The following is a 22,340-nucleotide window of genomic DNA, read 5'->3' as shown; positions in this document are numbered from 1 at the left end:
GTGAATATCCTCTCTCGCGAACCGCTTCGGGTTTTCCTTGAGTTTGCGGATACCCAGACACTCGAAGATATTCCCCGCTCTACGCTCACTCTCGTCGCGGGGTATTCTCTTGCGACGCTTTTCATTGCGGGGATATCAATTTACGACGCGAACGTGACGGCCAAAAAAATAAATCTTGATATTGAAGAAAAACAGCTTTGAGGAGGAAAAAGCCAGATGGAAAGAGATGATGCGGTAAAGATGAAAGGCAATCCGATTACCCTTATCGGTCCTGAACTGAAAAAAGGCGACCAGGCTCCCGATTTCAGGTGCGTGGAAACCCTGGGAAGCGAGATAAGCCTTGAGAATTTCGGCGATGACGTGAAGGTTTTTAACGTCGTGATTTCGGTGGACACGCCGGTCTGCGATGTTCAGATCAGAAGATTCAACGAGGAAGCGGCGGCGCTTTCTGACTCGGTCCAGATAATAACGGTGAGCATGGATCTTCCGTTTGCGCAGAGCCGCTACTGTGTGGCCGCAGAAGTGGAGAGGGTAAAGACGGCGTCAGATTACCAGTACGCTTCTTTCGGCGAGGCATACGGGGTGCTTATAAAGGAGAACAGGCTCCTTGCCCGCGCGATTTTCGTTGTGGGTCGTGATAACGTTATTGAGCACGTTGAGTATGTTGAAGACTTAGTCAACGAGCCAGATTACAATGCGGCGCTTGATGCGATAAAATCAATAGGATAGAGGGGAATTATACACAGAATTCACCAGAAATTTCATAAGAATAAGGAACAATTATGGGAAGGAATCTTGAGATAGGGAGCCAGGCTCCTGATTTTGAAACCGAAACCTACGGAGCGGAGAAGGTAAGGTTGAGTGACTTTTATTCTAAAGGGACCGTGGCGCTTTACTTTTATCCTAGGGACAACAGTACGGGCTGTGTTTGGGAGGCTTGTTCGCTTCGCGATGCGGAGCGGGAACTTGCATCTCTTGGAGTGCAGATCCTGGGGGTAAGCACAGACGGGGTCAAGTCCCATGAGAAGTTCAGAGACAAGTTCTCACTCAACTTCCCGCTGCTGAGCGACAAAAGAAGGAAGATAGTGGATCTGTACGGGGCAAGGTGGAGGCTCATCCCCTTCGTTGCTCGCAGGACCACCTTCCTTATAGAAAAAGGTGGCAGGATAGCGTATATTTGGCGCAAAGTTAAACCCTCGTCCCATGCCGAAGAGATACTCAGCAAGGTAAAAGAACTAGGTCTTTAAACGGTGAACAAAGCGTATAATTTTCTATAGGAAATAGGGGTTACCATGCAATTTCTTGGACTGGCGATTGCGTTTATAGCGGCTTTCTGGGTTTATACGGATGCGAAAAACAGGGGCAAGAGCACGGGGAAGGCGTTTTTATGGTTCCTCGGCGTGTTTTTCGTCCTCATACTGTTTCTGCCGCTGTGGCTTATCACGAGACCCAGGGTAAAGCTTTGTCCTTACTGTGGCGAATACTACGAATACAGAGAGTCTGATGGTTTCTGCCCCAGATGCGGTGTTGAGTTGCAGGCTGGAGAATGATATTTTTTAAGTAAAGGTCTTTTTTCGATGAGCGAGACGACTGAAAAATTCGAAGTTACCGAAGATGACGTGATGGAGGTTCTCGGCGACATATACGATCCCGAGATACCGATAGATATAGTCAATCTGGGGCTTGTTTACCGGGTTGCCATAGAAGATTCCCGGGTGAATATCGATATGACCATGACGTCTCCCGGATGTCCCGCCGCAACGCAGATAGTTGCCGAGGCCAAGTACCTTGTCGAGGAGCTTGACGGGGTCTCCGAGGTAAGCATCGAGATCGTGTGGGATCCTCCCTGGGATCCGGGAAAGATGAGCGAAGCGGCAAAGGAAAGCCTGGGGATGTTCTGACTCCACGTGCTTTGCCGCCGTGACCAAGGAGGTTGGAAATGGGAGAAAATCTTGAGGTAGGGAGCCAGGCCCCTGATTTTGAAGCCGAAACCTATGGGGCGGAGAAGGTAAGACTGAGCGACTTCTATTCGAAAGGGACCGTAGCTCTTTACTTCTATCCCAGAGACAACACTCCGGGCTGTACCAAGGAGGCCTGCTCGCTTCGCGATGCGGAGGAGGAACTTATATCTCTTGGAGTGCAGGTCCTGGGAGTAAGCACAGACGGGGTCAAGTCCCATGAGAACTTCAGAAACAAGTTTTCACTCAACTTCCCGCTGCTGAGCGATAAAAGCAGGGAGATAGTGGATCTGTACGGGATAAAAAGCAAGTTCGATACCGCCCGCAGGGTCACTTTCCTCATAGAAAAAGGTGGCAGGATAGTCCATATCTGGAAAAAGGTAAAGACCTCGTCTCACGCTGAAGAGGTAACCGAGAAGGTAAGAGAACTGGGTTTGTAGTTCTCCTGCCGCGAATTTGATGAAGGATCTTCCCAAAGCCGTTTTCATAACCGGTACCGACACGGGAGTGGGGAAAACCGCGGTCACCGCGGCGCTTGCGGCTCTTCTCCGGGAAAAAGGTCTTGTGACCGGAGTAATAAAGCCGTTTCAAACTGGAACGGATCTCGAAGGCCTGAGCGACGCCGAGTTCATCTACGCATTCCTGGGAAGGGACTGCGTGCTCTCGGAGGTTTCTCCCTGCCGCCTGAAAGTTCCTCTTTCTCCCTATCGAGCTGCCGCAATTGAAGGGGCTGATATTCCTCTTCGGGACATAATAGAACATACTCGGGATTATATATCCCGAAACGACGTAACCCTCGTTGAAGGCGCGGGAGGTCTCTGCGTACCCGTTACCGGGAGCTACATGATGGCTGACCTCGCCGTTGATCTCGATGCCCCGATGGTTATAGTCGTTCGTCCGGGGCTCGGCACCCTTAACCATACCGCTCTTTCTCTTGAGTACGCCAGGCAAAGGGGCGCACGTGTGCTCGGGGTGGTGATAAACGGGTTTCCGGAACCTGCGGACGTGGCTTCAGCGACCAACCCAGCCGTCTTGAGGGATGTTTTCTCGGTGGACATACTCGGGGTTCTGCCCCATTTGCCGGGGCTTGACGTAGAAGGCGGCTCCTTTTCGGGACTCAAGGGTATTGGGGAGAGCTGTTTTTCCCCGCTTTTCGGTGGAAAATTCTCAGCGAATGCCTTTTTGAGCGAGCTTTCGGAGAAAACACGGCGGTGATTTTCCCCGGACCGTAACCAGTCGCCACCGGCTTTTTTCTCTAGAGTTTCGCGGTTTTTCCAGAGCGGTTTCTGAGTTCTTGACAGATTTGAAGAACTTGCTAATAATACTACCCCATTATTAATTTGCTTCCTGATTAATAAACCCGTTTTTCAGCAAATTTAGGATGAAGAGAGATACACACAGACTCCTGCGTATCGCTATGACCGTTTTACTTGTGACGGCGGGTTTTTACCTTTATGCGGAAACTGCCGAGAGTAGCGACAAGGGCCCCGCGCAACCGGTTCTTTTCAGCCATAAAATACACGCTGGTGACAACCAGATACAATGTCAGACCTGCCACAGCTACACGGAAGTTTCTCCCCATCCCGGTATCCCCTCGGTGCAGAAGTGCATGGGATGTCATTCCTATGTTGCCGGAAGGGACGTTGAGTACACAACGCAGGGAGGGCAGACGATCAACATAAGAGAGGAGATAAACAAGGTAAAGGGTTACTGGCGCAGGCAGGAACCGATACCGTGGGTAAGGGTTACCGGAATGTACGGCACGACCTCCGCGGGAATGCCGGAGTTTGTGCGTTTTAACCATAAAAGGCACATAAAGCGCGGATTTGAGTGCAGCACCTGTCACGGGGAAGTTGAGAAGATGGACGTGGTGCACAAGGCAAAGGACCTGACGATGGGGTTCTGCATATCGTGTCATGAGGAAAACGCCGACAACGAGCAGCACAAAACCGAACTTAAGGATTGTCTGACCTGCCATTACTAGGCCGGAGGGGATATATGTCTCGGAAAGAAAATAAAGGAAAAAACGGCATGAAGAGAAGGGATTTCCTGAAAGTGATCGGGGTAGCCGGCGGTACGGCAGCCGTTGCCGGAAGCTGTTCGGAGCCGGTGGAGCAGATAATTCCTTACGTTATTCCTCCTGAAAACATTATTCCCGGAGTACCCAAGTTCTACGCGACGACCTGCAGGGAGTGCTCGTCGGGCTGCAGTCTCGTAGTGAAAAACCGCGAGGGACGGGCCATCAAGGTTGAAGGCAATCCCGAGAGCCCTATAAACAGGGGAAAGACGTGCGCCATGGGTCAGGCCTCCCTACAGGGTCTCTACAACCCCGACAGAGTCCGCTCCCCGCTTGTACGCAACACTGAAACCCAGAGACTCGAGGCCATAGGATGGGAGCGGGGTGAAGGGATACTCACAGAAAAATTAAATTCTCTCGGCTCGGGGAAGATTGTCTATCTGAGCAACAACGTGTCGGGAACTTACTCGAAGTTCGTGGCGGAATTCCTGAGGCCTCTTGGAGGAAAGCATTACGTTTACGAGACTTTCTCCCATGAACCCATCAGAAAGGCGAATTCAATTGTTTTTGGAAGAGACGAAATCCCTTCTTACAGGATAGACAAAGCGGACTACCTTCTCTCATTCGGGGCTGATTACCTTGAAACGTGGCTTTCTGCGGTTTCAAACTCCATAGGATATTCAAAGCTAAGAGATATAGATCACGGAAAAACCGGTCAGGTCGTTCATATAGAGCCGCGCTCCGGAATGACCGCTTCAAACGCCGATACGTGGATTGCGGCGAAACCGGGCACGGAGCAGTATCTCGCTCTCGGAATTGCCAACGTTATGATCTCAAAGGGTCTTAACAAGGTTGCCCCGGGGCCGATAGCCGGAATGGTTTCGGGCTACACGCCCAAAAAAGTTGCGGCGCTCACTGACGTGTCCACGGACACCATAGAGAAAATCGCCCGGGACTTCGCGTCTTCAAAAAGCCTGGCGATAGGGGGCGGAGCAGCCAATACGGGATCAAACGCGACCGAAACCATGGTTGCCGTGAACATACTTAACTACCTTGCCGGAAACATCGGCAAGACGGTTGATTTCTCCGATTCTCTTTCAATCTCGGATGCAAACAGCTTCGGCGACATGAAGAAGCTGGTGGAGGAAATGAGGTCGGGCAAGGTGGAAGCTCTCATCGTTCATAACGTGAACCCGGTTTTCACGCTTCCGGGAGAACTGAAAGTTGCCGAGGCTCTTGAAAAAGTGCCGTTTGTCGTAAGTCTCTCCCCGTTCCTTGACGAGACTTCCGAGAAGGCGCATCTCGTACTTCCCGAAAGCACTTCCTTTGAGAGCTGGGGAGACTACAGCCCGAAAAAGAGCGTGACCGGCATCACTCAGCCCGTCATGAGACCAGTTTTCAATACCAAATCCGCGGGCGATACGCTGATATCTGTTTCAAAGAATGTCGAGGCGCTTAAAAACACGTTCACAGAGAAAAAATACTATGACTATCTAAGAAGCGCCTGGAAGAAAAGAGCCGCGGCTCTTTCTCCCGGAACAAGCTTCGAGAAATTCTGGAAAGAACTTCTTGTAAAAGGTTCGGTGACGACCACACCTGCTCCTGTCAATGTCGCTCTTTCATCCAGGGTAAGTTCCGTTTCTTTCAGCGATCCACAGTTCCGGGGAGAAGGAGATTTCCACCTGATTGCTTATCCGTCCCACAGGTTTCTTGACGGAAGAGGGGCGAACAAGCCTTGGCTTCAGGAACTTCCCGATGCCCTTACCACTTCGGTGTGGGATTCATGGCTTGAGATAAATCCCGCCGTCGCGGCGAAAATGGGTCTTGAAGACGGTTCTTACGTGAAGGTTGATACCCCCGGGGGAAGTTTCGAGGTACAGGTTTTCGTCTATGAGGGAATAAGGCCGGATACAATTGCCATTCCAATTGGGCAGGGACACACTTCCTACGGAAGGTACGCGAAGGGAAGAGGGGTGAATCCCTTTGCTCTGCTGCCGGCGGCTACCGATGCGCTTTCAGGTGGACCCTCGCTGCTTTCAACCAAGGCGAACGTTTCATCCCTTAGGAAAAGAGACCTGCTTGTAAGGACACAGTACACAAAGAGCCAGGGAGACAGGCACGTCGCCAAGACCATCGCTCTTGACCAGATTGGCCATCATAACGGCGCCCATGGAGCGCACCACTCGGAGCACCCTGACTTCTACCCGGAAATAGAATACTCGAAATACAGATGGGGAATGGCCATAGACCTTAACAAGTGCACCGGCTGCGGGGCCTGCGTGACCGCGTGTTCCGCAGAGAACAACATTCCCTTTGTCGGGAAGAAGCAGATGGCGAAACGCCGCGAGATGAACTGGATTCGCATAGAGAGATTCTTTGAGAAAAACAGCGACGGAAGCCTTGACGTGAGATTTCTGCCCATGCTCTGCCAGCAGTGCGGAAACGCCCCTTGCGAGCCCGTGTGTCCGGTTTTCGCGACTTACCACAACCACGAGGGCCTAAACGGCATGATATACAACCGCTGCGTGGGCACCAGGTACTGCGCGAACAACTGCACCTACAAGGTGAGAAGGTTCAACTGGTATACCTACAAGTTCCCCGAGCCTCTTAACTGGCAGCTTAATCCCGACGTGACGGTAAGGTCGAAGGGAATCATGGAAAAATGCACTTTCTGCGTTCAGAGAATAAGTTACGGGAAGGACCTCGCCAAGGATGAAGGAAGGCTTCTTCGCGACAGAGAGGTTCTCACGGCCTGTGAGCAGGCTTGCCCGAGCGATGCGATAGTGTTCGGCAACCTGCTTGACGACAAGAGCAGGGCGTCGGTGCTGTCCGAGGACGATAGGGGCTACAAGGTTCTCGAAGTGGTAAACACCAAGCCCGCGATTACCTATCTTAAGAAAGTCAAACAGGAAAGAGTGTAATGAGCCAGACGCAGCAGACACCTTTAACTTACGCGAGAATAACTGAAGATGTAGTCAGGATGGTCGACAAGCCGTCTGCGAAATGGTGGGCGCTTTTTCTTCCCACGGTGGCGCTCGTCGGACTCGGCGTCACGTGCTTTTTCTATCAGGTGGCCACGGGACTTGGAGTTGCCGGCTATCGTCACCCGGTTTTCTGGGGAGTCTACATAACCGATTTCGTTTTCTGGGTTGGAATAGCGCACTCGGGAACCCTTATCTCGGCCATACTTTATCTGTTCCGCGCAAGGTTCAGGATGTCCATATACAGAATCGCCGAGGCCATGACGGTCTTCGCGGTTCTCACGGCGGGACTTTTCCCCATAATCCACCTCGGAAGACCATGGAACTTCCTGTGGCTCATACCATATCCGAATTCAAGGGAGCTGTGGATAAACTTCAAGTCCCCGCTTGTGTGGGACGTGTTCGCGGTGGGTACTTATCTTACGGTGAGTTCGGTGTTTTTCGTGGTCGGAATGATTCCCGATATAGCGGCGATAAGGGACAAGGTAAAGGAAGCTCCGAGAAAGATCATATACTCGATTCTCTCCTTCGGATGGAAGGGTTCAAACAAGGAATGGCTTCACTACACGAGGGCGTATCTCTACTTCGCGGCTCTCGCCACGCCGCTTGTTCTTTCGGTTCACAGCGTCGTGTCCTGGGACTTCGCGATGGGCAACGTTCCCGGATGGCACACAACCATATTCCCTCCGTACTTCGTTGCGGGAGCTATTTTCTCGGGACTCGCGATGGTTATCACCCTTACCATACCGATAAGGAAGATTTTCCATCTCGAGGACTACATAACGCTTGATAACTACGACGGCATGGCGAAGCTCATAATTCTGACCTCCTGCATAGTCACCTACGCGTACGCGGCGGAACTTTTCATGGCGTGGTACAGTGGAAGTCCTTATGAATGGGGACAGTTTGTGTACAGGATGACTGGAGAGTACGCGTTTTTCTACTGGACGATGGTGGTGTGCAACTGCGTTGTTCCGATAGCGTTTTGGTGGGAGAAGGTTAGAAAAAACATAAAGGCGCTTTTCGCCATTTCCATACTGATAAACGTAGGGATGTGGTTCGAGCGGTTCAATATCATCGTGATATCGCTTTCAAGAGATTTTGAGCCCGGCGCGTGGGGCATATACAAGATATCGTTTGTCGAGGCCGGCATAACGATCGGAAGTTTCGCGTGGTTCTTCATGTTCTTCTTACTGTTTGTGAAAACTCTTCCGGCAGTTTCCATAGCGGAGATGAAGGAGATACTTCCGGTGCCGAAGAAGGGAGGTTAGCAGGAAATGGATCAGGGCGTAATCGGAATTTACTCGTATCAGGATTCGGTTCTTGAAGCCATTGGCAAGCTCAAGGAAGCGGGTTACCGCAACATGAGGGTGTTCTCCCCGTTTCCAGACCACGAAATTGAGGCGGCGGTTGATCTGCCTGAGAGCCCTGTGCGGTTTTTTACCCTCTTCGGAGGTCTGCTGGGGGCGACCTGCGGAATCGGTTTTACGGTTCTTACTTCAAGTTCCTGGCCGATAGCGGTGAGCGCCAAGCCCATAGTTTCGATAATTCCCTACATGGTCATCGTTTTTGAGCTTACGGTCCTTTTCGGCGCGCTTTCAACCTTTCTGGGGCTGATAGTGAATTCCCTTATAAGACAGAGAACCCCGGTGAGGCTCTATGACGAGCGTTTTTCGGATGACAAGTTTGGGGTCGCCGTTATATGCGAGAAGGAAAATATAGGTGCGGTTGAAGCGATATTAAATTCTACGGGAGCTGAAGAAATCAAGTTTGATGAGGCATAAAAAGTTTTTTCGGACAGTTCCAGGGGGAGCTTGGGATCTTAACTTCCTCGGGGGATTGAAAGTATGTACCGCCGTTGCTTTTGCGGTTGCGCTTTCCGTTTCCTCTGCCCACTCGCTTCCGTGGTCGTGGGACATGTGGTCTCAGGACTCGATTCAGCCCTATGAAGAGCCCGTGCTTTTTCCGCGCAACTCGATTTCCACCGACGGGAAGCAAACAAAACTTGAAGACAGGGGCGAGGTCGAGCAGATAAAAAAGGGACCGGTTCCCGGAAGCGGCGAGTCGGTAGCCAGGGGAGCGAAAGTTTACAAAGAGCAGTGCGCCGTGTGTCACGGCCCCGGGGGATTGGGAGACGGAATCATAATAAAGAAAGGGCTCGGTTTTTACCCGGTTAACCTTACCACGCCGACCGTGGCGCAGAGAACTGACGGTTACATCTATGCCTATATACGCTACGGGGGCAAGGTGATGATGCCTTCTTACAGCGAGAACATTTCAGAGCAGGACGCATGGCACGTGGTCAATTACGTGAGGAAGCTTCAGAACCCGGGCTCTGTCAAGGAGAGTCAGTAAAACGATGGATCAGTCCATAAACCAGGAGATACTAGCGAAGAGAAACCAGATACCCGGCTGGGTATTCAAGGTTTTCCTCGCTCTGGCGGCTGTGGGTGTAGTGGCTTTTGTAATTAACGCCAGGGGGGAGAAGGCCGAGGAGGTCTGGCAGCTTTTCCTGGTGAATTTCCTTTTCTGGACGGGAGTTGCCCAGGGCGGGCTTGTGTTCTCCTGCATACTGAGGATAACCAACGCCAGGTGGGGCAGGGGGCTTCTTCGCATAAGCGAGGGCTTTGCGAGCTTCACTTTAGTCTCCTTAGTGCTTCTGCTGGTTCTTTTCATCGGACAGGAATTCGTCCTTCCTTATGCGCATCATCACTACCACAGTCCCAAGGACATATGGCTTAATATGAACTTCGTAATGGCGAGAAACGTAATAGGTTTCTCGATCCTTCTCGTTCTGAACTACTTCTACCTGAAAACCTCAATTGAACAGGACCTAAACGGCAAGGAGAGGATCGTCAGGTTAAAGAAACTGGCTCCTGCCGTAATCGGGGTCTACGCTCTTGTTTTTTCCCTTTTCGCCTGGGATTTCATGATGTCGCTTGATCCTCACTGGTTCAGCACGCTTTTCGGACCCTACTACTTTATTGGAAGCCTAATAGCGGCCATAGGGGCGACGATAATACTTTCGGTCCCCCTCAAGCGTTACCTGGGACTTGACGACTACCTTTCCGTTAATCATTACTGGGACATGGGAAAGATACTCCAGGGCTTTTCCCTTTTCTGGGTTTACCTTATGTTCTCCCAGCTTCTTACGATCTGGTACGCGAACATGCCCGAAGAGACCGGGTTTGTGATAAAAAGGGTGGTGGATGAACCTTTCCGCTCGCTTGCGTGGGCTATCCTTACCTGCTGCTTCATATTTCCTTTTGTTTCCCTGCTGCCCCGAACGCACAAGATAGTTACCCCGATAGCTGTCTTTATCGCTACGGTTTCTTTCTCGGGTCTCTGGATGGACAAATTCCTGCTGGTTATCCCCTCGCTTACCAGCGAGCTGGTTTTCAGTATCAATCACTTCCTGATCACTCTCGGTTTTCTTGCGGGATTTGTGGCGACTTTCCTTCTGTTTATAAACAGGTTCCCGGTAATACCTTTCGGCGACCCGTACTTTGACGGCAAGTCAAAGGGAGGAGGACATTAAGATGAAGCTTACTCCTGAACAGCTCGACAAAATAGTTCTGCTTTTCACTGTGAAAGTGGCCATCGGTATCGCGGCTTTTATAGGTATAGTGGCCACCGTGGCACTTTTCGGCACCAAGATAGCCCCATTGATGGGCAAACTTCCCTGGTAATTACTACTTTCTTTCCATTGCGCGTGCGCGTTAAATGGGCGCCGCAGAATATGCCTTAAGACGCTTTGCTCGAAACCGGATATAATTTCCGTGCGGAATTTCCCCGTTTTTCATAAAAAATCTTCTAAGGAGTTTTCCATGTCCAAAGACGCCGAAATCAAGCTTAAGGTAGTTCTAGGGGATGACAATGTTCCCGAGGGGCTTTTCTGGGAGGCTTCCCAATCTGAGGAACCGGGAGAGAAGCGCTGCGAGGCGGCTTTTCTCTCCATGTGGGATGCCGAGAAAAAGGAATCTCTTGTAATAGATCTTTGGACAAAGAAGATGGAAGTGGGGGAGATGAACTATCATTTTTACTATACGATGATGAAAATGGCCGACACATATGAAAAGGCTACCTCCGAGAAACAGATATCAAACAGAATGAGAGAATTCGCGGGCGAGTTCGCCGAGATGGTCCTTGAGTCTTTCGGAGGCCAGAAGAATTCCTGACCAACATCCCTAATGCTCTGCAGGCTAGGGAAACGCCGGTTTTACCCGACATTTCCCTAATCTTGTGACCCGAAAGAAATCAGTAAAAAACTCTCGCGGCGATAAAAGCGAAGAAAAACCCCACGCACCATAGGAGCACGGATAACAGGTATATCCAGTTGCTTGTCTTTCGTAATCTGGCGCACGCCATTGCCTGCGCCGGGTCAATCGGGCAGGGGGCGTTTCTTGAACTCCAGAGCGCAAATCCGGCGATTAGAAGCATCGCGCCGGAGATTCCAAAGGTCCATATCTTATATTCTGACAACGCAATCAGCCAGGGTGCGGTCCCTACGATTCCCGTCAGGACCGCGCCGGCGCCGATTGTCACTAATAATGCGGGAAGGGCGCAGCACACCAGCGTTCCAGCGGACGTAAGCAGACTGAGCGAAGGGAGAAGCGTTTGCTTCACTCCATAGCCGGGATCTGTCTTATCCATGTTCGCACCCCCTGCGAATGGCGCTCACGTTGTATCCTGAGTCCGCGATAAGCTTCGTAAGCGTTGCATCGTCAATGGTCAATCCGGGTTTCATAGCGACTACTATGGAGCCTTTGCCGAGATCAACCTTGACTCCCCCAACATCGCCGCGTTTTAGGAAGACTTTTTCCAGGGAACGGGCACAGAAATCGCATACAAGCCCGGTTACCTTGATATTGATGGTGTCTTCACATGCGACGTTTCCCATGTTGTTTGAAACGGCAGAGGGCTCCACCACCTGACCTTCATGGTTATGTTCGTGTTCTCCATGCGCAAGGCTTTGGAACGCGAAAAAAAGTGTCATAAAAAAAATCACTCTGATTGATATTTTCATAGTTTTCTCCTTAAAATCTTATTATTAAATTGAACAAAATCCCACCTTTGTCGCTGATTCCGACCTCAGCGAGATATTCGTTCTTAAAAAACCGTACAAGAGGCGTAAACGAGATGTTATCTCTCTCCCCCGTGATGTGGTCAACTTGCAGCATGAGCCAGGTGTGGATATCGCCGTAGTCTCCGATATAAGGGGCGATTCCCACCCGCGCTTTCTGCCTGAAGAACTTCGCTATGTCTTCGGCGTAGTAGACGCGGTTCTCATAACTCGTAAAGTACCGTCGAGTTTCCCAGTCAAGGGCGATATCGGCAAAGGCAGCGGGCTGGAGTTCGCCGTCGGGCACTCCAAGATCACCGTAGGCTGTGCCAAGGCCGCCTTTAAGATAGAAGTTTGCCTGCGAGGCCGGCGCGTTGAGGCGCTTTACCAGATAGTTAATCTGCACACCGTGGAACTGCCAATCCTCCTCGCGCCAGTATTCGGTTCTGTATCCTATTGAATACTTTGCCGTCGGCGAATAATGAACGTGAAGAGAATGCGCGTTCTTGTCGTTTTTCTGCATGACCGTCCAGCCGCCCGGATATGAGACCGGACGAGACAGTGACTGAGGGGCGTAGCCCATCAGGATCACGCAACATAAAGTGAAAACCGTTAATTTCATGTTTCCTCCTGAGTATCGATTATGGCTTGGCGACGCCGAAGCGAAGCCGCTTGTAGCGCGCGGACGCGCGCAGATTTGCTCAGGAGAGGTGTTTTGGAGGTCGGAAATGGGTTTTGATCTGGCGGGAGGACAGGAGCTGGCCGGCAAGAATTCCGACAGCATCTCCACCATGATGATCTTTTAACTCTTCAACCGGCAGTGCGTTTATCTGGACGCAATGCTGGCAATCACAGCCATCGCACTGGTTGGAGCTTCGATCTTCCGAATCTTTTGTTTCATGGCAAGGCATTTCCATGTCGGCGTCCATCTGCATTTCGGCGGAAGCCTTGTCCATCTTCATTGGACATGTGGAGAGGGCGTTTGCCATGCCGCCGGTAAGAAACAATGCGATGCATGTCGCCAGTAGCAGTACTGTCTTCATAGTGTCCACGTCCTAATTATAAACTATTCACTTTTAGTTCAAACTTCAATGGCGGAGGTTCGAAAGAAGCAGATTGCGCAGGAGTGGTTGCAAATCAATGAAGAACTGCAATAATCCGTCTTTATCTGAATTCGGGTATTACTTCTTTTCCGAAAAGTTCTATGGTCTTGGGGTTCATCACGTCGGAGAAGAAAATCGTGTATTTGGATATTCCCTTCTCCAGATCCGTGTTGATTTTTTCTACGCAGTCTTCCGGGGTTCCCACGATCCCGAGTTTTTCTATATCTCCGAAGAATCCGTAGCGTCTCTGGGCCTTTTCGAGTTTTTCGGGAAGATCTTTTCTGTCCTCAACCAGAACGCAGACTGTCTGCTGAGATATCGTTATATCTTCTATGTTTCTGCCGACTTCCTCGCAGTGCTTGCGGAGTATCGAGTGCTTACGGTCGAATTCAATTGCGCTTGTCGCGGGACAGTTCCATTCATCGGCGAGTTCTGCCACTGCTCTTAAGAGGAATCTTTCTCCGGAGCCTCCGATGCATACTGGAATGTTGGGACGCTGAACGGGCTTGGGGTTGCAAAACGCGTTTTCCACCTTGTAATGTTTGCCGGCAAAAGAGGCGGTCTCATCCGTCCACATCAGTTTGAGTATCGTGACCGCTTCTCTCAGCATCTCTATTCTTTCTTCCGTTGAGGGGAAGGAATATCCGTAAGCGCGAAATTCCTCTTCAAACCACCCGGCTCCTATTGCGAATTCCAAGCGTCCGTTGCTTATCACGTCAAGCGTTGAAGCCATCTTGGCGAGCAGGGGAGGGTACCTGAATGGGTTGCAAAGCACCATCGTTCCGAGCTTAACGTTCTCCGTTACTGTCGAGAGCGCTGACATTAGAGTCCAGGGTTCATAGATGTCGATACCGATTATTCCCTGACCTAGAACGTGATCGTAGAACCAAACGGAATCATATCCGGTCGAGTCGCATAACTGCGCCGCAGCCTTTATGTCTTCAAAATCTATTTTTTGCTGTCTCAGCATTACTCCGAATTCGGGTCTGCCCATTGTCTGTCTCCGTTTTTTGGTGTTCGCGCAGGGTTGTAAAGCGCACGGGTAATTATCCCTTTAGCTGAGGATGCTGTAAACATGGCAGCGCCCCTTCGCTTGCTTGGGCAGGGAAATAAAAGTTCACTGTTTCACTTCTTTGTGCTATCATTACGGGCGGCGGGAAGAAGAAAGCCCACAGTGTCTGAGGAACTTTTTACCGCCTGTTTTAAATAGAACGAATTCCATTTCTTCTTAAATCTACGACCCAGAGGTTTCCAATGAAAAACGCAGTTGTTTTCGCTCTATGCTTTATTTTCGCTTTAATCGCTTTTCCCGGAGATGGGTACTCTAATTCTGATTCTAGTAAGAACAAAAAAATGTCCGCTGAATCGAGCGGCAAGAAAGAAAGGAGAAAACCAATGGTTCTTATTTCAACTTCGCTGGGCGACATAAAACTTGAGCTTTATGAAGAAGAAGCGCCGATTACCGTGGCGAATTTTCTTTCCTACGTGGGAGAGGGTTTTTACGACAACACCATATTTCACAGGGTGATAAATAATTTCATGATACAGGGTGGCGGTATCACCGCGGACATGAAACAAAAGCCTACTAAAGCCCCGATAAAAAACGAGGCCGATAACGGCCTTAAAAATGAACGCGGCACCATAGCAATGGCTAGGACCGCCGATGTTAATTCCGCTACGTCGCAGTTTTTTATAAATCACAGGGACAATCCTTTTCTTGATCATGGTGTCCGTGATTTCGGTTATGCGGTGTTCGGAAAAGTGGCTGAGGGAATCGAAGTTGTTGACAAAATAGCCGCTGTTCAGACCAGACCGGGAGATGTTCCCGTCGAGACAGTGTCTATTTTGTCCATGAAGGTCGTCAATTAACAGACGGTCTCTTTTTTCGTGTCGGAAGAAATTACTTACAAAAGCGCCGGAGTTGATGTGGAGGAAGGCGAGAGGTTCGTGCGGCTTATAAAGCCTCTGGTCGAGTCGACCTACGGCGAAAGCAAAGTAAGCCCGCTCGGGAGTTTTGCGGGCGCTTTTCCGCTTGATACGGACACTTTTCGTGAGCCCCTGCTTGTATCGGCCACAGACGGCGTCGGCACGAAGCTCAAGACGGCCTTTTCCGCGCGCAGATTTGATACGATAGGCATAGATCTGGTTGCCATGAGCGTTAACGACGTGATTACGTGCGGCGCGAAACCCCTGTTTTTTCTTGATTATCTGGCTACCTCGAAGCTTGATTCCGAGCAGGCGGCCGAGGTGGTGAAAGGTATCTGCGAGGGATGTGTCCAGGCGGGATGCGTGCTTATCGGGGGAGAGACGGCGGAGATGCCCGGATTTTACGCCGAGGGGGAGTTTGATCTTGCGGGTTTTTGTGTCGGAGTGGTAGAGAAAGATCTTTATATTGACGGCGCCGGAGTAGGGCCGGGCGACGCGGTCATCGGGCTTGCTTCAAGCGGTCTTCATTCAAACGGCTACTCGCTTGCGAGAAAAGTGCTTTTCGATATCGGAGACTACTCGATTGATTCGAAACCCCCAAGCCTCTCAAAAACCATTGGAGAGGAACTTCTCACACCCACGGCCATATACTCAAGGGCCGTTCTCGGGCTCTGCGGAGAATTCGACGTAAGGGCTCTTGCCCACGTAACGGGTGGCGGGATTCCGGGAAACCTCTCAAGAGCCATTCCTGACGGACTTTTTGCGGCAATTGAAGGCCAAAACTGGCCTGAACCTCCCGTTTTTGACCTGATAATGAAAACCGGGAACATAAGCCGCGACGAGATGTACTCGACGTTTAACTGCGGGGTGGGAATAATAGCGGTGCTGCCGCGGGAGCAGGCCGAAGGAGCTTTGTCCTTCGCGCAGGATCTACCGGAAACGGCTTACCTTATCGGGGAGATAAAAGAGGCCGATACCCCTGGCCCCAAGGTCCACATTCTCTGAGAGTGCAGGTTCAGTTGTAGTACCTTCTTACCCAAGTTGGAAGCTTGTAATCGAAGGTGGCGGGTATTCTGAGTCTTTCTTCCTTCCAGCTCTCGGGGAAAGGGTTGTAGGGGGAAGCCACCCTTATTGTGCGCAGCACTTCCCTGTCCAGGTTCTCGAAACCGGAGGGCTGGATTATCCTCACGTTTTCAAGATATCCATCTTTTCTGAGAGTGAAAACGATCCGTACGTTTCCCTGTTCCCTTCTTACCTGCGATTCCTTGGGGTACTTCCAGACTTGGTAAATTCTCTCTTTCAGTTTCGTGAAATAGGAGATGTACTTGTATTCCGTCGTGTTGAGATCAACGGTAATTTCCTTCTCGACGTCTTTGGTGCCAAGAAGTTGTTCTTCTGTATTGTAATCGAAGGGAACATCCACTATGCTGGGGTTCACCATCTGGGAAGCGGAAGCACTCGGGTCGCTTCTAGGCAGCTGATCGGGGCTGGCCTTTCTTTTTTCGGATTTATTTCTTTCCCCCTCGGGTATGATGGCGACCCGGTCTTTTTCGGGAGAGAACCTCTCCGTGCTCTTTTCCTGTTCTCCGGGTTGAATCGCTCCCGCGGGTTTTCTTTGCGCCGTGTTTTTCTTTGTCGGTTGGGGAGCGGACCTTGAGAGTTTTGTCGTGTCATCTATGGTAGTTTCTTTTTCCGCCCTGTGAGACTTATCGGCGAGCCTTGACGGTTTGTCGGGAGGTTCAGTCTCTTTAACTGGTATCTCGATAAGTTCTATGTACGTTCTCTCGAGCGAGTCCTTAAGACTTTCGGGGTCTGGAAGTATCTCTGAGAAAAGAAACTGAATCAGTATGAAATTCAGCACGGTTGAGATCAGAAGAAAAACCGGAAAAGGGACTTTTCTGTTTCTGTTCATCGGGGTTTACCAGCATTTTGCCACGCGGGAGGCGGGGCCTGTTTATATCTTCAGTATATTCTGTATGAGAACCCTGGCAAAATCGGCCGTCTTGAGGTCGCCTCCGAGATCCCGGGTCTTGTCGCCGTTTGAAAGGGCTATGTTGTAAGCCGTCTTTATCTTGTCGGCCGCTTCTCTCATGTCCTCTCTTCCTTCTGAATCGGCCAGATACCTGAGCATCATTACCGCTGACATTATTAGAGCGAGCGGATTTGCTATTTCGAGTCCCGCTATGTCCGGCGCAGATCCGTGCACCGCTTCAAAGACCGAGTATTCATTCCCTATGTTGGCGCCGGGAACAACCCCGAGTCCTCCGACAAGACCGGCGCAGAGGTCGCTCATCACGTCGCCGTAGAGGTTCTCAAGCAGCAGCGTGTCAAACATGCCCGGGTCCTGAACCAGCCTCATGCATCCCGCGTCTATGATGTACTCTTCATACTCTATGTCCGGGTACTGCTCGCTTGCCTCCCTTGCCTTGCTGATAAAGAGACCGTCGGTGATCTTCATTATGTTGGCCTTGTGAAACACGGTTACCTTCTTTCTGTCTCTTTTTCTCGCGTACTCAAATCCCCATCTGGCGATTCGCTCGCACGCTCTCTCGGTCGCGACCTTCATGCTCATCACGACTCCAGGGGAAACCGTGTTTTCAACGCCGCTGTAAAGACCTTCGGTGTTCTCGCGCACGATGACTATGTTAACGTCGGAGAATCTGGTCCTCACGCCCTCAATGCTTCGTACCGGCCTTACGGCCGCGTACAGGTCAAGTTTTTTTCTCAGTTCCACGTTTGCCGATGAAAATCCCTCTCCTATCGGGGTCGTGCATGGTCCCTTGAGCGCGACTTTATGTTCCCTTATGGCGTCCAGAGTAACTTCCGGCAGGACTTCCCGGTATTTTTCTATGGCCGATACTCCGGCCCTTCTTATAACCCATTCGATCTTGGCTCCGGAAGCGGAGATGACGTCCTTTGTCGCTTCGGCGATTTCCGGGCCGATACCGTCTCCCGGGATTAAAACGACTTTTCTAGCGCTCATAATCTGTACGTGTGATACGGTTTGAAACCAGGTTTCTATGAAACATATATGTTCTTATGCGGCAAGTTACGTGCCAACAAATCACTTTCCGTGTCCGCATCTCTGCGAAGCTTTTGCCAAGCACTTCAGCCCAGTTCCTTTAGAAGCAATACCCCAACCAGAAGCAGTATGAAAAATATAACCGTAAATATGTTGAAGTATTTGTCGATAAGCAATTTTACTCTTTCTCCGAAAACCGAAAGAAGGAAAGCGATTATAGCGAATCTGGCCGTTCTTCCCACGGCGCAGGCGGCTATGAAGGTGAGGAAGTCGATCTTGAAGACCCCCGCCGTCACGGTGAACGCCTTAAAGGGTATGGGAGTGAAGGCCGCAGCCAGAACGGCTTCAAAGACATTCTCTGAGTATTTGTCGCCTACAATCGCAAACGTCTCCAGGGTTATTATGTGGGAGGTGAAAAAGTCCCCGACAAGCTCCCACACCCAGTATCCTATGAGATACCCCGCCGCCGCTCCCAGTATGGAGAAAACGGAGCAGTAAAGAGCAAAGCGGTATGACTTCCGCGGGTTTCCGAGGCAAAGCGCCATGAGAAGCGGATCCGGGGGGATGGGGAAAAAAGAGGCTTCCGTGAAGGAAACCAGGGAAAGCGCGAAGGGGCCATGCTTTCTGTCCGCCCAGCCCAGAACCCATTCGTAGAGGCTTTTAAGCATGGTTCTCTAGTTTTTCCCTGAGCTCTTCTAGGTACCCGTAATCCGTCATGTCAAGCTTTATCGGGGTTATCGAGACGTAGCCTTCAAGGACGGACACTATGTCTGAGTTTTCAATTCTAAGGGAATCAAGCTCGTCTCCGCCTATCCAGTAATACTTTTTCCCCCTGGGGTCCGTATTCTCCACTATCGGAGCCTCGTAAACCCTCTTGCCCTGGCGCGTAACCCGTATTCCCTTTATTTCCTCAAGGGGAAGGTTGGGAACGTTTACGTTCAGCAGGGTGTGCTCGGGAAGACCGGTCTTGAGAACGAATTCCGCCGCCACTTTTGAGTAATGGGCCGCGGTTTGGAACAGAAAGTCTTTTTTCGCCGCGAGCGATACCGCTATCGCGGGGATTTTCATAAGGGTCGCTTCCATGGCGGCACTTACGGTTCCCGAATACGTTATGTCGTCCCCCATGTTGGCGGCCATGTTTATTCCGGAGACCAGAAGATCGGGTTTTCTGCCGCTCAGGATTCCGTTCACGGCGAGATTCACGCAGTCAGTCGGAGTTCCATCCACGGAGAACACTCTTTCTGAAACCTCTTCTATCCTCAGGGGCCTCATGAGGTTTAGCGAGTGGCTAGAAGCGCTCTGGTCGCGGTCAGGGGCCACGGTGTAGACCTCTCCCAAGTGGGACAGGGCTTCTCCAAGCGCCTTCAGGCCTTTTGAGTTCACCCCGTCATCGTTTGAGAGCAGTATTTTATGCTTCATGTCTGGGAATGGTCGGGGTGACCGGATTTGAACCGGTGACCCCCGGCTCCCGAAGCCGGTGCGCTACCAAGCTGCGCTACACCCCGAATAAAAAGTTCCGGCTAGATTTTAACCCATCAGGGATTTCTCGCAACAGCCAATCCCGGCGCACTGAGAGAGTCGCGTGGACAACTGAACTTGACTTGGAAACTGACTTGCGGGTTTGATTTGGTCGGGGTGACCGGACTTGAACCGGTGACCCCCGGTCCCCCAGACCGGTGCGCTACCAACTGCGCCACACCCCGTATTTAACAAGAAACCGGATCAGAGGCGAACAGGACGCGAAGTGGCCCGTTCAGAGATCCTGCCTCAGGGATTTTAACTCATTTAGAATTTCGCGCAACAGTACTTTGTCCGAATAGAGGGGGGATATATTTCCGCTTCCGCTTTTCTCATCCCTGAGTCTTTTCTGAACCCCCGCTATGGTGAATTTCTGATCGTGAAGCAGGTGCTTTATCTTGTGGAAGAGATAAATCGTGTCCTTGTCGTAAAGTCTCTGGGACTTCCTCCTGATGGGCCTTACTTCTTTGAATTCGGTTTCCCAGTATCTGAGAACATAGGGTTTCACTCCTATGATCTCGCTTACTTCTCCGATCTTGAAATAAAGCTTGTCCGGCAGAGACAGACCTGAAAGCATCCCAGTCATACGTATATTATCGTTTCAACGCTGGGAAAAAGTCAAGATATAATTATGTCAATCAGTTATAAGACACCTTTAAAGGATTTTCTATGTATCGGGCAGGGTCCCAGATTTCGCAAGGCACCGAGGTGTTCTTTTGTTGGATACCCCTTGTGACGGGAAAAGCCGTATCCGGGGTATTCTCTTTCAATCTCGGTCATCATGCGGTCTCTTGTCACTTTTGCGACAATTGAAGCGGCTGCTATTGAGGCGCACTTTGAGTCACCCTTTATTATCGCTTTTTGCCGGATGGGGAGAGAAGTCTTCGAGTTGCCGTCTATGAGAAGGAAGTCCGGTTTTCTCCCCAGGGACAGAACGGCTTTTTCCATTGCCAAAAGCGCCGCCCGCAGGATGTTTATGCGATCGATTTCCTCGGCCGCGGTCATGCCGACCGAGTAGGCGAGGGCCTTTTCCCGGATTTGCTCAAAAAGCTCATTGCGCCTTTTTTCGGAAAGCGCCTTGGAATCCCTGAGTCCGTGAATAGGCCGGTTCTCATCAAGTATTACTGCGCCTGCCACTACCGGCCCGGCCAGACATCCTCTTCCGGCTTCGTCGACGCCGGCTATGATTCTCCCAGATCCTGAGATTCCATCTTCAGTGTGTAAAAGGCAGTCGGATTCAGACAATTTCCGTGTTACGTGAGCCCGTAGCTCTCAAGTTCTCTTTTCAGCCTCTCGAGGTTTTCTCCCGAAAGTTCGTAAAGAGGGGCCCTTATCCCGGGGCTTATTTTCCCCATCACGGCAAGAGCGGCCTTTACGGGTATCGGGTTTGATTCCACGAAGAGAACTCTGCTAAGCGGGAGAAGGCGGTAGTGAAGCTCTTTGGCCCTCTCAAGTTCCCCTCTTGCAAAGGAGTTGTACATTTCCGATACGTCTGCGGGGGCTATGTTCGCTGTCACGCTTATGAAGCCCTTCCCACCGACCGTTAGAAGAGGGTAGTTAACCGCGTCGTCTCCCGAGAGAAGGATCAGGTCCTCTCCGCAGAGAAAAATGATTCTGCTTACCTGCTCAAGCGAGCCCGAGGCTTCCTTGATGCCGATTATGCTCTCGCAGTCGCAAAAAAGTCTCTCCACGGTTTCCGGCTCTATGTTTACGACCGTGCGCCCCGGCACGTTGTAGAGTATCAGGGGAACGGCTGTCTCGTCTGCAATTGTACGGAAATGTCTATAGATTCCTTCCTGAGTCGGCTTGTTGTAGTAAGGGGTCACCACCAGAGCTGCGTCCGCACCGGCCTTCTCCGCAAATTTCGTGAGTCGCAGGGCTTCCTCGGTGCTGTTTGACCCGGTGCCCGCGACCACGGGAATCCTCTCCTTTACCGTATCCACGGTGAATTTTATTACTTCTTCATGCTCAGCGTGAGAGAGGGTGGGGGATTCTCCTGTGGTTCCGACCGGAACTATGCCGTGGGTTCCGCTCTCTATATGGAACTCTATTAACTCCTCTAGCTTTCCGTAGTCAACGGCGCCGTCTTCAAACGGCGTTACTATCGCTACTATAGAACCGTGTATCAATTTTCTCTCCGTACCAAGAGGCTGCTATACCCTAACTTTTTTGCCGCAGGAAGAACAGAAGACGCTCGCGGCGGGAATTCTCGCTCCGCAGTGCATGCAGAAAAAAGTTTCTCCGGTTCCCGCGGAGAGTTCAATGGCCTGGGCCATCACCTCTTCGAATTTCCCCGAAAGCTCCTCAAACTCTTTTCTGTACTGCTGGTGAAACATTATCGAGTCTTCCGCGTCGACTGTTTTTATTTCAAGCTTGAGTCCCTTGCTTCTGGTGGAACCGAACTTGTGATGCGTTATGGTGTTAAGCTCTATGTCCCTTAGAACGCTCACTTTGGAGCTGTTTTTAAGTATCAGGACCCTTTTTTTCGTAAGCATCAGGATGCTTCTGAAAAAAGTGTTTCTGTCTATCCACGCCCTCGGTTTGTAAGTGCAGCTGAGGGTCTGAACCGTGAGCAGCACGGAGTCGTCTTCCCCGAGCAGCTCCTTCAGTTCATCGGAGTCGATCCTTGGCGGCGCAAGGAAAAAATCCGAAAGCTTTTTCAAAACACCTCTCTCAGACATGGTTTCTAACCAGAAGCCAGGAATTCCCACTAAGAGCTTACCGTGTTGGGGTTAGCAAACAAATTTCGGTTT

General features: G+C 50.9%; 29 protein-coding genes, 2 tRNA genes and 1 pseudogene. 17 read left to right on the top strand and 15 right to left on the bottom strand.

What is annotated here, in order from left to right:
• From OXG10_04640 to OXG10_04570, 15 genes are all read left to right on the top strand, one after another.
• The coding region (locus OXG10_04640; GenBank protein MCY3826655.1) for a hypothetical protein at positions 1 to 201 on the top strand (201 nt) is incomplete at its 5' end.
• Between the two features lie 15 nt (positions 202 to 216).
• Positions 217 to 729: a thiol peroxidase gene (gene tpx / locus OXG10_04635; GenBank protein ID MCY3826654.1), complete on the top strand. Its 513-nt coding sequence runs from the start codon at positions 217 to 219 to the stop codon at positions 727 to 729.
• A gap of 53 nt (positions 730 to 782) precedes the next feature.
• Positions 783 to 1,247, top strand: a complete 465-nt coding sequence (locus OXG10_04630) for a peroxiredoxin (protein MCY3826653.1) — start codon at positions 783 to 785, stop codon at positions 1,245 to 1,247.
• A 45-nt stretch (positions 1,248 to 1,292) separates the two neighbouring features.
• On the top strand, positions 1,293 to 1,550 hold the full coding sequence (locus OXG10_04625; GenBank protein MCY3826652.1) for a hypothetical protein: 258 nt from the start codon (positions 1,293 to 1,295) through the stop codon (positions 1,548 to 1,550).
• Positions 1,551 to 1,577: 27 nt separating this feature from the next.
• Positions 1,578 to 1,901: an iron-sulfur cluster assembly protein gene (locus OXG10_04620; protein ID MCY3826651.1), complete on the top strand. Its 324-nt coding sequence runs from the start codon at positions 1,578 to 1,580 to the stop codon at positions 1,899 to 1,901.
• 38 nt (positions 1,902 to 1,939) lie between these two features.
• Positions 1,940 to 2,398, top strand: a complete 459-nt coding sequence (locus tag OXG10_04615; protein ID MCY3826650.1) for a peroxiredoxin — start codon at positions 1,940 to 1,942, stop codon at positions 2,396 to 2,398.
• Between the two features lie 19 nt (positions 2,399 to 2,417).
• The gene (bioD, locus tag OXG10_04610) at positions 2,418 to 3,173 is read left to right on the top strand and encodes a dethiobiotin synthase (GenBank protein MCY3826649.1); all 756 of its coding nucleotides are present in this window, start codon (positions 2,418 to 2,420) and stop codon (positions 3,171 to 3,173) included.
• Positions 3,174 to 3,339: 166 nt separating this feature from the next.
• Positions 3,340 to 3,942: a cytochrome c3 family protein gene (locus OXG10_04605; protein MCY3826648.1), complete on the top strand. Its 603-nt coding sequence runs from the start codon at positions 3,340 to 3,342 to the stop codon at positions 3,940 to 3,942.
• A 14-nt stretch (positions 3,943 to 3,956) separates the two neighbouring features.
• Complete coding sequence (locus tag OXG10_04600; protein MCY3826647.1) at positions 3,957 to 6,896, top strand: molybdopterin-dependent oxidoreductase; 2,940 nt, start codon at positions 3,957 to 3,959, stop codon at positions 6,894 to 6,896.
• Positions 6,896 to 8,227 (top strand): polysulfide reductase NrfD, encoded by a 1,332-nt coding sequence (gene nrfD / locus OXG10_04595; GenBank protein ID MCY3826646.1) that lies wholly within the window; start codon positions 6,896 to 6,898, stop codon positions 8,225 to 8,227. The genes OXG10_04600 and nrfD overlap by 1 nt, the downstream gene beginning before the upstream one ends.
• 6 nt (positions 8,228 to 8,233) lie before the next feature.
• Positions 8,234 to 8,740 carry a DUF3341 domain-containing protein gene (locus OXG10_04590; GenBank protein ID MCY3826645.1) on the top strand — a complete coding sequence of 169 codons (507 nt, stop codon included), beginning with the start codon at positions 8,234 to 8,236 and terminating at the stop codon, positions 8,738 to 8,740.
• 55 nt (positions 8,741 to 8,795) lie between these two features.
• The gene (locus OXG10_04585) at positions 8,796 to 9,311 is read left to right on the top strand and encodes a cytochrome c (protein ID MCY3826644.1); all 516 of its coding nucleotides are present in this window, start codon (positions 8,796 to 8,798) and stop codon (positions 9,309 to 9,311) included.
• A gap of 4 nt (positions 9,312 to 9,315) precedes the next feature.
• Positions 9,316 to 10,494: a hypothetical protein gene (locus OXG10_04580; protein MCY3826643.1), complete on the top strand. Its 1,179-nt coding sequence runs from the start codon at positions 9,316 to 9,318 to the stop codon at positions 10,492 to 10,494.
• 1 nt (position 10,495) lies between these two features.
• Positions 10,496 to 10,645, top strand: a complete 150-nt coding sequence (locus OXG10_04575; protein ID MCY3826642.1) for a hypothetical protein — start codon at positions 10,496 to 10,498, stop codon at positions 10,643 to 10,645.
• A gap of 138 nt (positions 10,646 to 10,783) precedes the next feature.
• Positions 10,784 to 11,134 carry a gliding motility protein GldC gene (locus OXG10_04570; protein MCY3826641.1) on the top strand — a complete coding sequence of 117 codons (351 nt, stop codon included), beginning with the start codon at positions 10,784 to 10,786 and terminating at the stop codon, positions 11,132 to 11,134.
• Positions 11,135 to 11,213: 79 nt separating this feature from the next.
• On the opposite strand, the gene OXG10_04565 is transcribed toward OXG10_04570, so the two are convergent.
• From OXG10_04565 to OXG10_04545, 5 genes are all read right to left on the bottom strand, one after another.
• Positions 11,214 to 11,609 (bottom strand): hypothetical protein, encoded by a 396-nt coding sequence (locus OXG10_04565; GenBank protein ID MCY3826640.1) that lies wholly within the window; start codon positions 11,607 to 11,609, stop codon positions 11,214 to 11,216.
• Positions 11,602 to 11,982, bottom strand: coding sequence for a heavy metal-associated domain-containing protein (locus OXG10_04560; GenBank protein ID MCY3826639.1), 381 nt, complete (start codon positions 11,980 to 11,982; stop codon positions 11,602 to 11,604). The genes OXG10_04565 and OXG10_04560 overlap by 8 nt, the downstream gene beginning before the upstream one ends.
• A gap of 10 nt (positions 11,983 to 11,992) precedes the next feature.
• Entirely contained in the window at positions 11,993 to 12,640 is a 648-nt protein-coding gene (locus OXG10_04555; protein ID MCY3826638.1) for a hypothetical protein, read from the bottom strand.
• A 79-nt stretch (positions 12,641 to 12,719) separates the two neighbouring features.
• The gene (locus OXG10_04550; GenBank protein MCY3826637.1) at positions 12,720 to 13,061 is read right to left on the bottom strand and encodes a hypothetical protein; all 342 of its coding nucleotides are present in this window, start codon (positions 13,059 to 13,061) and stop codon (positions 12,720 to 12,722) included.
• A 121-nt stretch (positions 13,062 to 13,182) separates the two neighbouring features.
• Positions 13,183 to 14,115, bottom strand: coding sequence for a TIGR03560 family F420-dependent LLM class oxidoreductase (locus OXG10_04545; protein MCY3826636.1), 933 nt, complete (start codon positions 14,113 to 14,115; stop codon positions 13,183 to 13,185).
• Between the two features lie 395 nt (positions 14,116 to 14,510).
• On the opposite strand from OXG10_04545, the pseudogene OXG10_04540 reads away from it, so the two are divergent.
• Both OXG10_04540 and purM read left to right on the top strand, forming a co-directional pair.
• Positions 14,511 to 14,990: pseudogene (locus OXG10_04540) on the top strand (peptidylprolyl isomerase).
• 18 nt (positions 14,991 to 15,008) lie between these two features.
• Positions 15,009 to 16,052, top strand: coding sequence for a phosphoribosylformylglycinamidine cyclo-ligase (gene purM, locus OXG10_04535; GenBank protein ID MCY3826635.1), 1,044 nt, complete (start codon positions 15,009 to 15,011; stop codon positions 16,050 to 16,052).
• Between the two features lie 10 nt (positions 16,053 to 16,062).
• Here the strand turns inward: purM and OXG10_04530 are convergent, their stop codons facing one another.
• The 10 genes from OXG10_04530 to OXG10_04485 all read right to left on the bottom strand — a co-directional run bounded on the left by OXG10_04530 (position 16,063) and on the right by OXG10_04485 (position 22,268).
• A complete protein-coding gene (locus tag OXG10_04530) occupies positions 16,063 to 16,959 on the bottom strand; it encodes a TonB family protein (GenBank protein ID MCY3826634.1) in 897 nt (298 codons plus the stop codon).
• Positions 16,960 to 17,001: 42 nt separating this feature from the next.
• A complete protein-coding gene (locus OXG10_04525) occupies positions 17,002 to 18,030 on the bottom strand; it encodes an isocitrate/isopropylmalate family dehydrogenase (GenBank protein MCY3826633.1) in 1,029 nt (342 codons plus the stop codon).
• Positions 18,031 to 18,155: 125 nt separating this feature from the next.
• Entirely contained in the window at positions 18,156 to 18,737 is a 582-nt protein-coding gene (locus OXG10_04520) for a DedA family protein (GenBank protein ID MCY3826632.1), read from the bottom strand.
• Entirely contained in the window at positions 18,730 to 19,488 is a 759-nt protein-coding gene (gene surE / locus OXG10_04515; GenBank protein MCY3826631.1) for a 5'/3'-nucleotidase SurE, read from the bottom strand. The genes OXG10_04520 and surE overlap by 8 nt, the downstream gene beginning before the upstream one ends.
• Before the next feature lie 9 nt (positions 19,489 to 19,497).
• Positions 19,498 to 19,574, bottom strand: a tRNA-Pro gene (locus OXG10_04510).
• Between the two features lie 122 nt (positions 19,575 to 19,696).
• A tRNA-Pro gene (locus OXG10_04505) sits at positions 19,697 to 19,772 on the bottom strand.
• Between the two features lie 50 nt (positions 19,773 to 19,822).
• A complete protein-coding gene (locus tag OXG10_04500) occupies positions 19,823 to 20,173 on the bottom strand; it encodes a MerR family transcriptional regulator (protein ID MCY3826630.1) in 351 nt (116 codons plus the stop codon).
• 56 nt (positions 20,174 to 20,229) lie between these two features.
• Positions 20,230 to 20,832, bottom strand: a complete 603-nt coding sequence (locus tag OXG10_04495) for a ribonuclease HII (GenBank protein MCY3826629.1) — start codon at positions 20,830 to 20,832, stop codon at positions 20,230 to 20,232.
• Positions 20,833 to 20,840: 8 nt separating this feature from the next.
• On the bottom strand, positions 20,841 to 21,716 hold the full coding sequence (gene dapA / locus OXG10_04490; protein ID MCY3826628.1) for a 4-hydroxy-tetrahydrodipicolinate synthase: 876 nt from the start codon (positions 21,714 to 21,716) through the stop codon (positions 20,841 to 20,843).
• A 24-nt stretch (positions 21,717 to 21,740) separates the two neighbouring features.
• Complete coding sequence (locus OXG10_04485) at positions 21,741 to 22,268, bottom strand: zinc ribbon domain-containing protein (GenBank protein MCY3826627.1); 528 nt, start codon at positions 22,266 to 22,268, stop codon at positions 21,741 to 21,743.
• Positions 22,269 to 22,340 lie beyond the last annotated feature (72 nt).

The organism is Candidatus Dadabacteria bacterium, from assembly GCA_026706695.1.
In the GTDB taxonomy this organism is placed as follows: Bacteria; Desulfobacterota_D; UBA1144; order Nemesobacterales; family Nemesobacteraceae; genus Nemesobacter.
This window is presented reverse-complemented; position numbering and strand designations above follow the sequence as displayed.

What these genes read in the sequence shown, in the direction of transcription:
- tpx (MCY3826654.1), top strand. Translation starts at nt 217, where the DNA reads ATGGAAAGAGATGATGCGGTAAAGATGAAAGGCAATCCGATTACCCTT.
- OXG10_04630 (MCY3826653.1), top strand. Translation starts at nt 783, where the DNA reads ATGGGAAGGAATCTTGAGATAGGGAGCCAGGCTCCTGATTTTGAAACC.
- OXG10_04625 (MCY3826652.1), top strand. Translation starts at nt 1,293, where the DNA reads ATGCAATTTCTTGGACTGGCGATTGCGTTTATAGCGGCTTTCTGGGTT.
- OXG10_04620 (MCY3826651.1), top strand. Translation starts at nt 1,578, where the DNA reads ATGAGCGAGACGACTGAAAAATTCGAAGTTACCGAAGATGACGTGATG.
- OXG10_04615 (MCY3826650.1), top strand. Translation starts at nt 1,940, where the DNA reads ATGGGAGAAAATCTTGAGGTAGGGAGCCAGGCCCCTGATTTTGAAGCC.
- bioD (MCY3826649.1), top strand. Translation starts at nt 2,418, where the DNA reads ATGAAGGATCTTCCCAAAGCCGTTTTCATAACCGGTACCGACACGGGA.
- OXG10_04605 (MCY3826648.1), top strand. Translation starts at nt 3,340, where the DNA reads ATGAAGAGAGATACACACAGACTCCTGCGTATCGCTATGACCGTTTTA.
- OXG10_04600 (MCY3826647.1), top strand. Translation starts at nt 3,957, where the DNA reads ATGTCTCGGAAAGAAAATAAAGGAAAAAACGGCATGAAGAGAAGGGAT.
- nrfD (MCY3826646.1), top strand. Translation starts at nt 6,896, where the DNA reads ATGAGCCAGACGCAGCAGACACCTTTAACTTACGCGAGAATAACTGAA.
- OXG10_04590 (MCY3826645.1), top strand. Translation starts at nt 8,234, where the DNA reads ATGGATCAGGGCGTAATCGGAATTTACTCGTATCAGGATTCGGTTCTT.
- OXG10_04580 (MCY3826643.1), top strand. Translation starts at nt 9,316, where the DNA reads ATGGATCAGTCCATAAACCAGGAGATACTAGCGAAGAGAAACCAGATA.
- OXG10_04575 (MCY3826642.1), top strand. Translation starts at nt 10,496, where the DNA reads ATGAAGCTTACTCCTGAACAGCTCGACAAAATAGTTCTGCTTTTCACT.
- OXG10_04570 (MCY3826641.1), top strand. Translation starts at nt 10,784, where the DNA reads ATGTCCAAAGACGCCGAAATCAAGCTTAAGGTAGTTCTAGGGGATGAC.
- OXG10_04565 (MCY3826640.1), bottom strand. Translation starts at nt 11,609, where the DNA reads ATGGATAAGACAGATCCCGGCTATGGAGTGAAGCAAACGCTTCTCCCT.
- OXG10_04560 (MCY3826639.1), bottom strand. Translation starts at nt 11,982, where the DNA reads ATGAAAATATCAATCAGAGTGATTTTTTTTATGACACTTTTTTTCGCG.
- OXG10_04555 (MCY3826638.1), bottom strand. Translation starts at nt 12,640, where the DNA reads ATGAAATTAACGGTTTTCACTTTATGTTGCGTGATCCTGATGGGCTAC.
- OXG10_04550 (MCY3826637.1), bottom strand. Translation starts at nt 13,061, where the DNA reads ATGAAGACAGTACTGCTACTGGCGACATGCATCGCATTGTTTCTTACC.
- OXG10_04545 (MCY3826636.1), bottom strand. Translation starts at nt 14,115, where the DNA reads ATGGGCAGACCCGAATTCGGAGTAATGCTGAGACAGCAAAAAATAGAT.
- OXG10_04530 (MCY3826634.1), bottom strand. Translation starts at nt 16,959, where the DNA reads ATGAACAGAAACAGAAAAGTCCCTTTTCCGGTTTTTCTTCTGATCTCA.
- OXG10_04525 (MCY3826633.1), bottom strand. Translation starts at nt 18,030, where the DNA reads ATGAGCGCTAGAAAAGTCGTTTTAATCCCGGGAGACGGTATCGGCCCG.
- OXG10_04520 (MCY3826632.1), bottom strand. Translation starts at nt 18,737, where the DNA reads ATGCTTAAAAGCCTCTACGAATGGGTTCTGGGCTGGGCGGACAGAAAG.
- surE (MCY3826631.1), bottom strand. Translation starts at nt 19,488, where the DNA reads ATGAAGCATAAAATACTGCTCTCAAACGATGACGGGGTGAACTCAAAA.
- OXG10_04500 (MCY3826630.1), bottom strand. Translation starts at nt 20,173, where the DNA reads ATGACTGGGATGCTTTCAGGTCTGTCTCTGCCGGACAAGCTTTATTTC.
- OXG10_04485 (MCY3826627.1), bottom strand. Translation starts at nt 22,268, where the DNA reads ATGTCTGAGAGAGGTGTTTTGAAAAAGCTTTCGGATTTTTTCCTTGCG.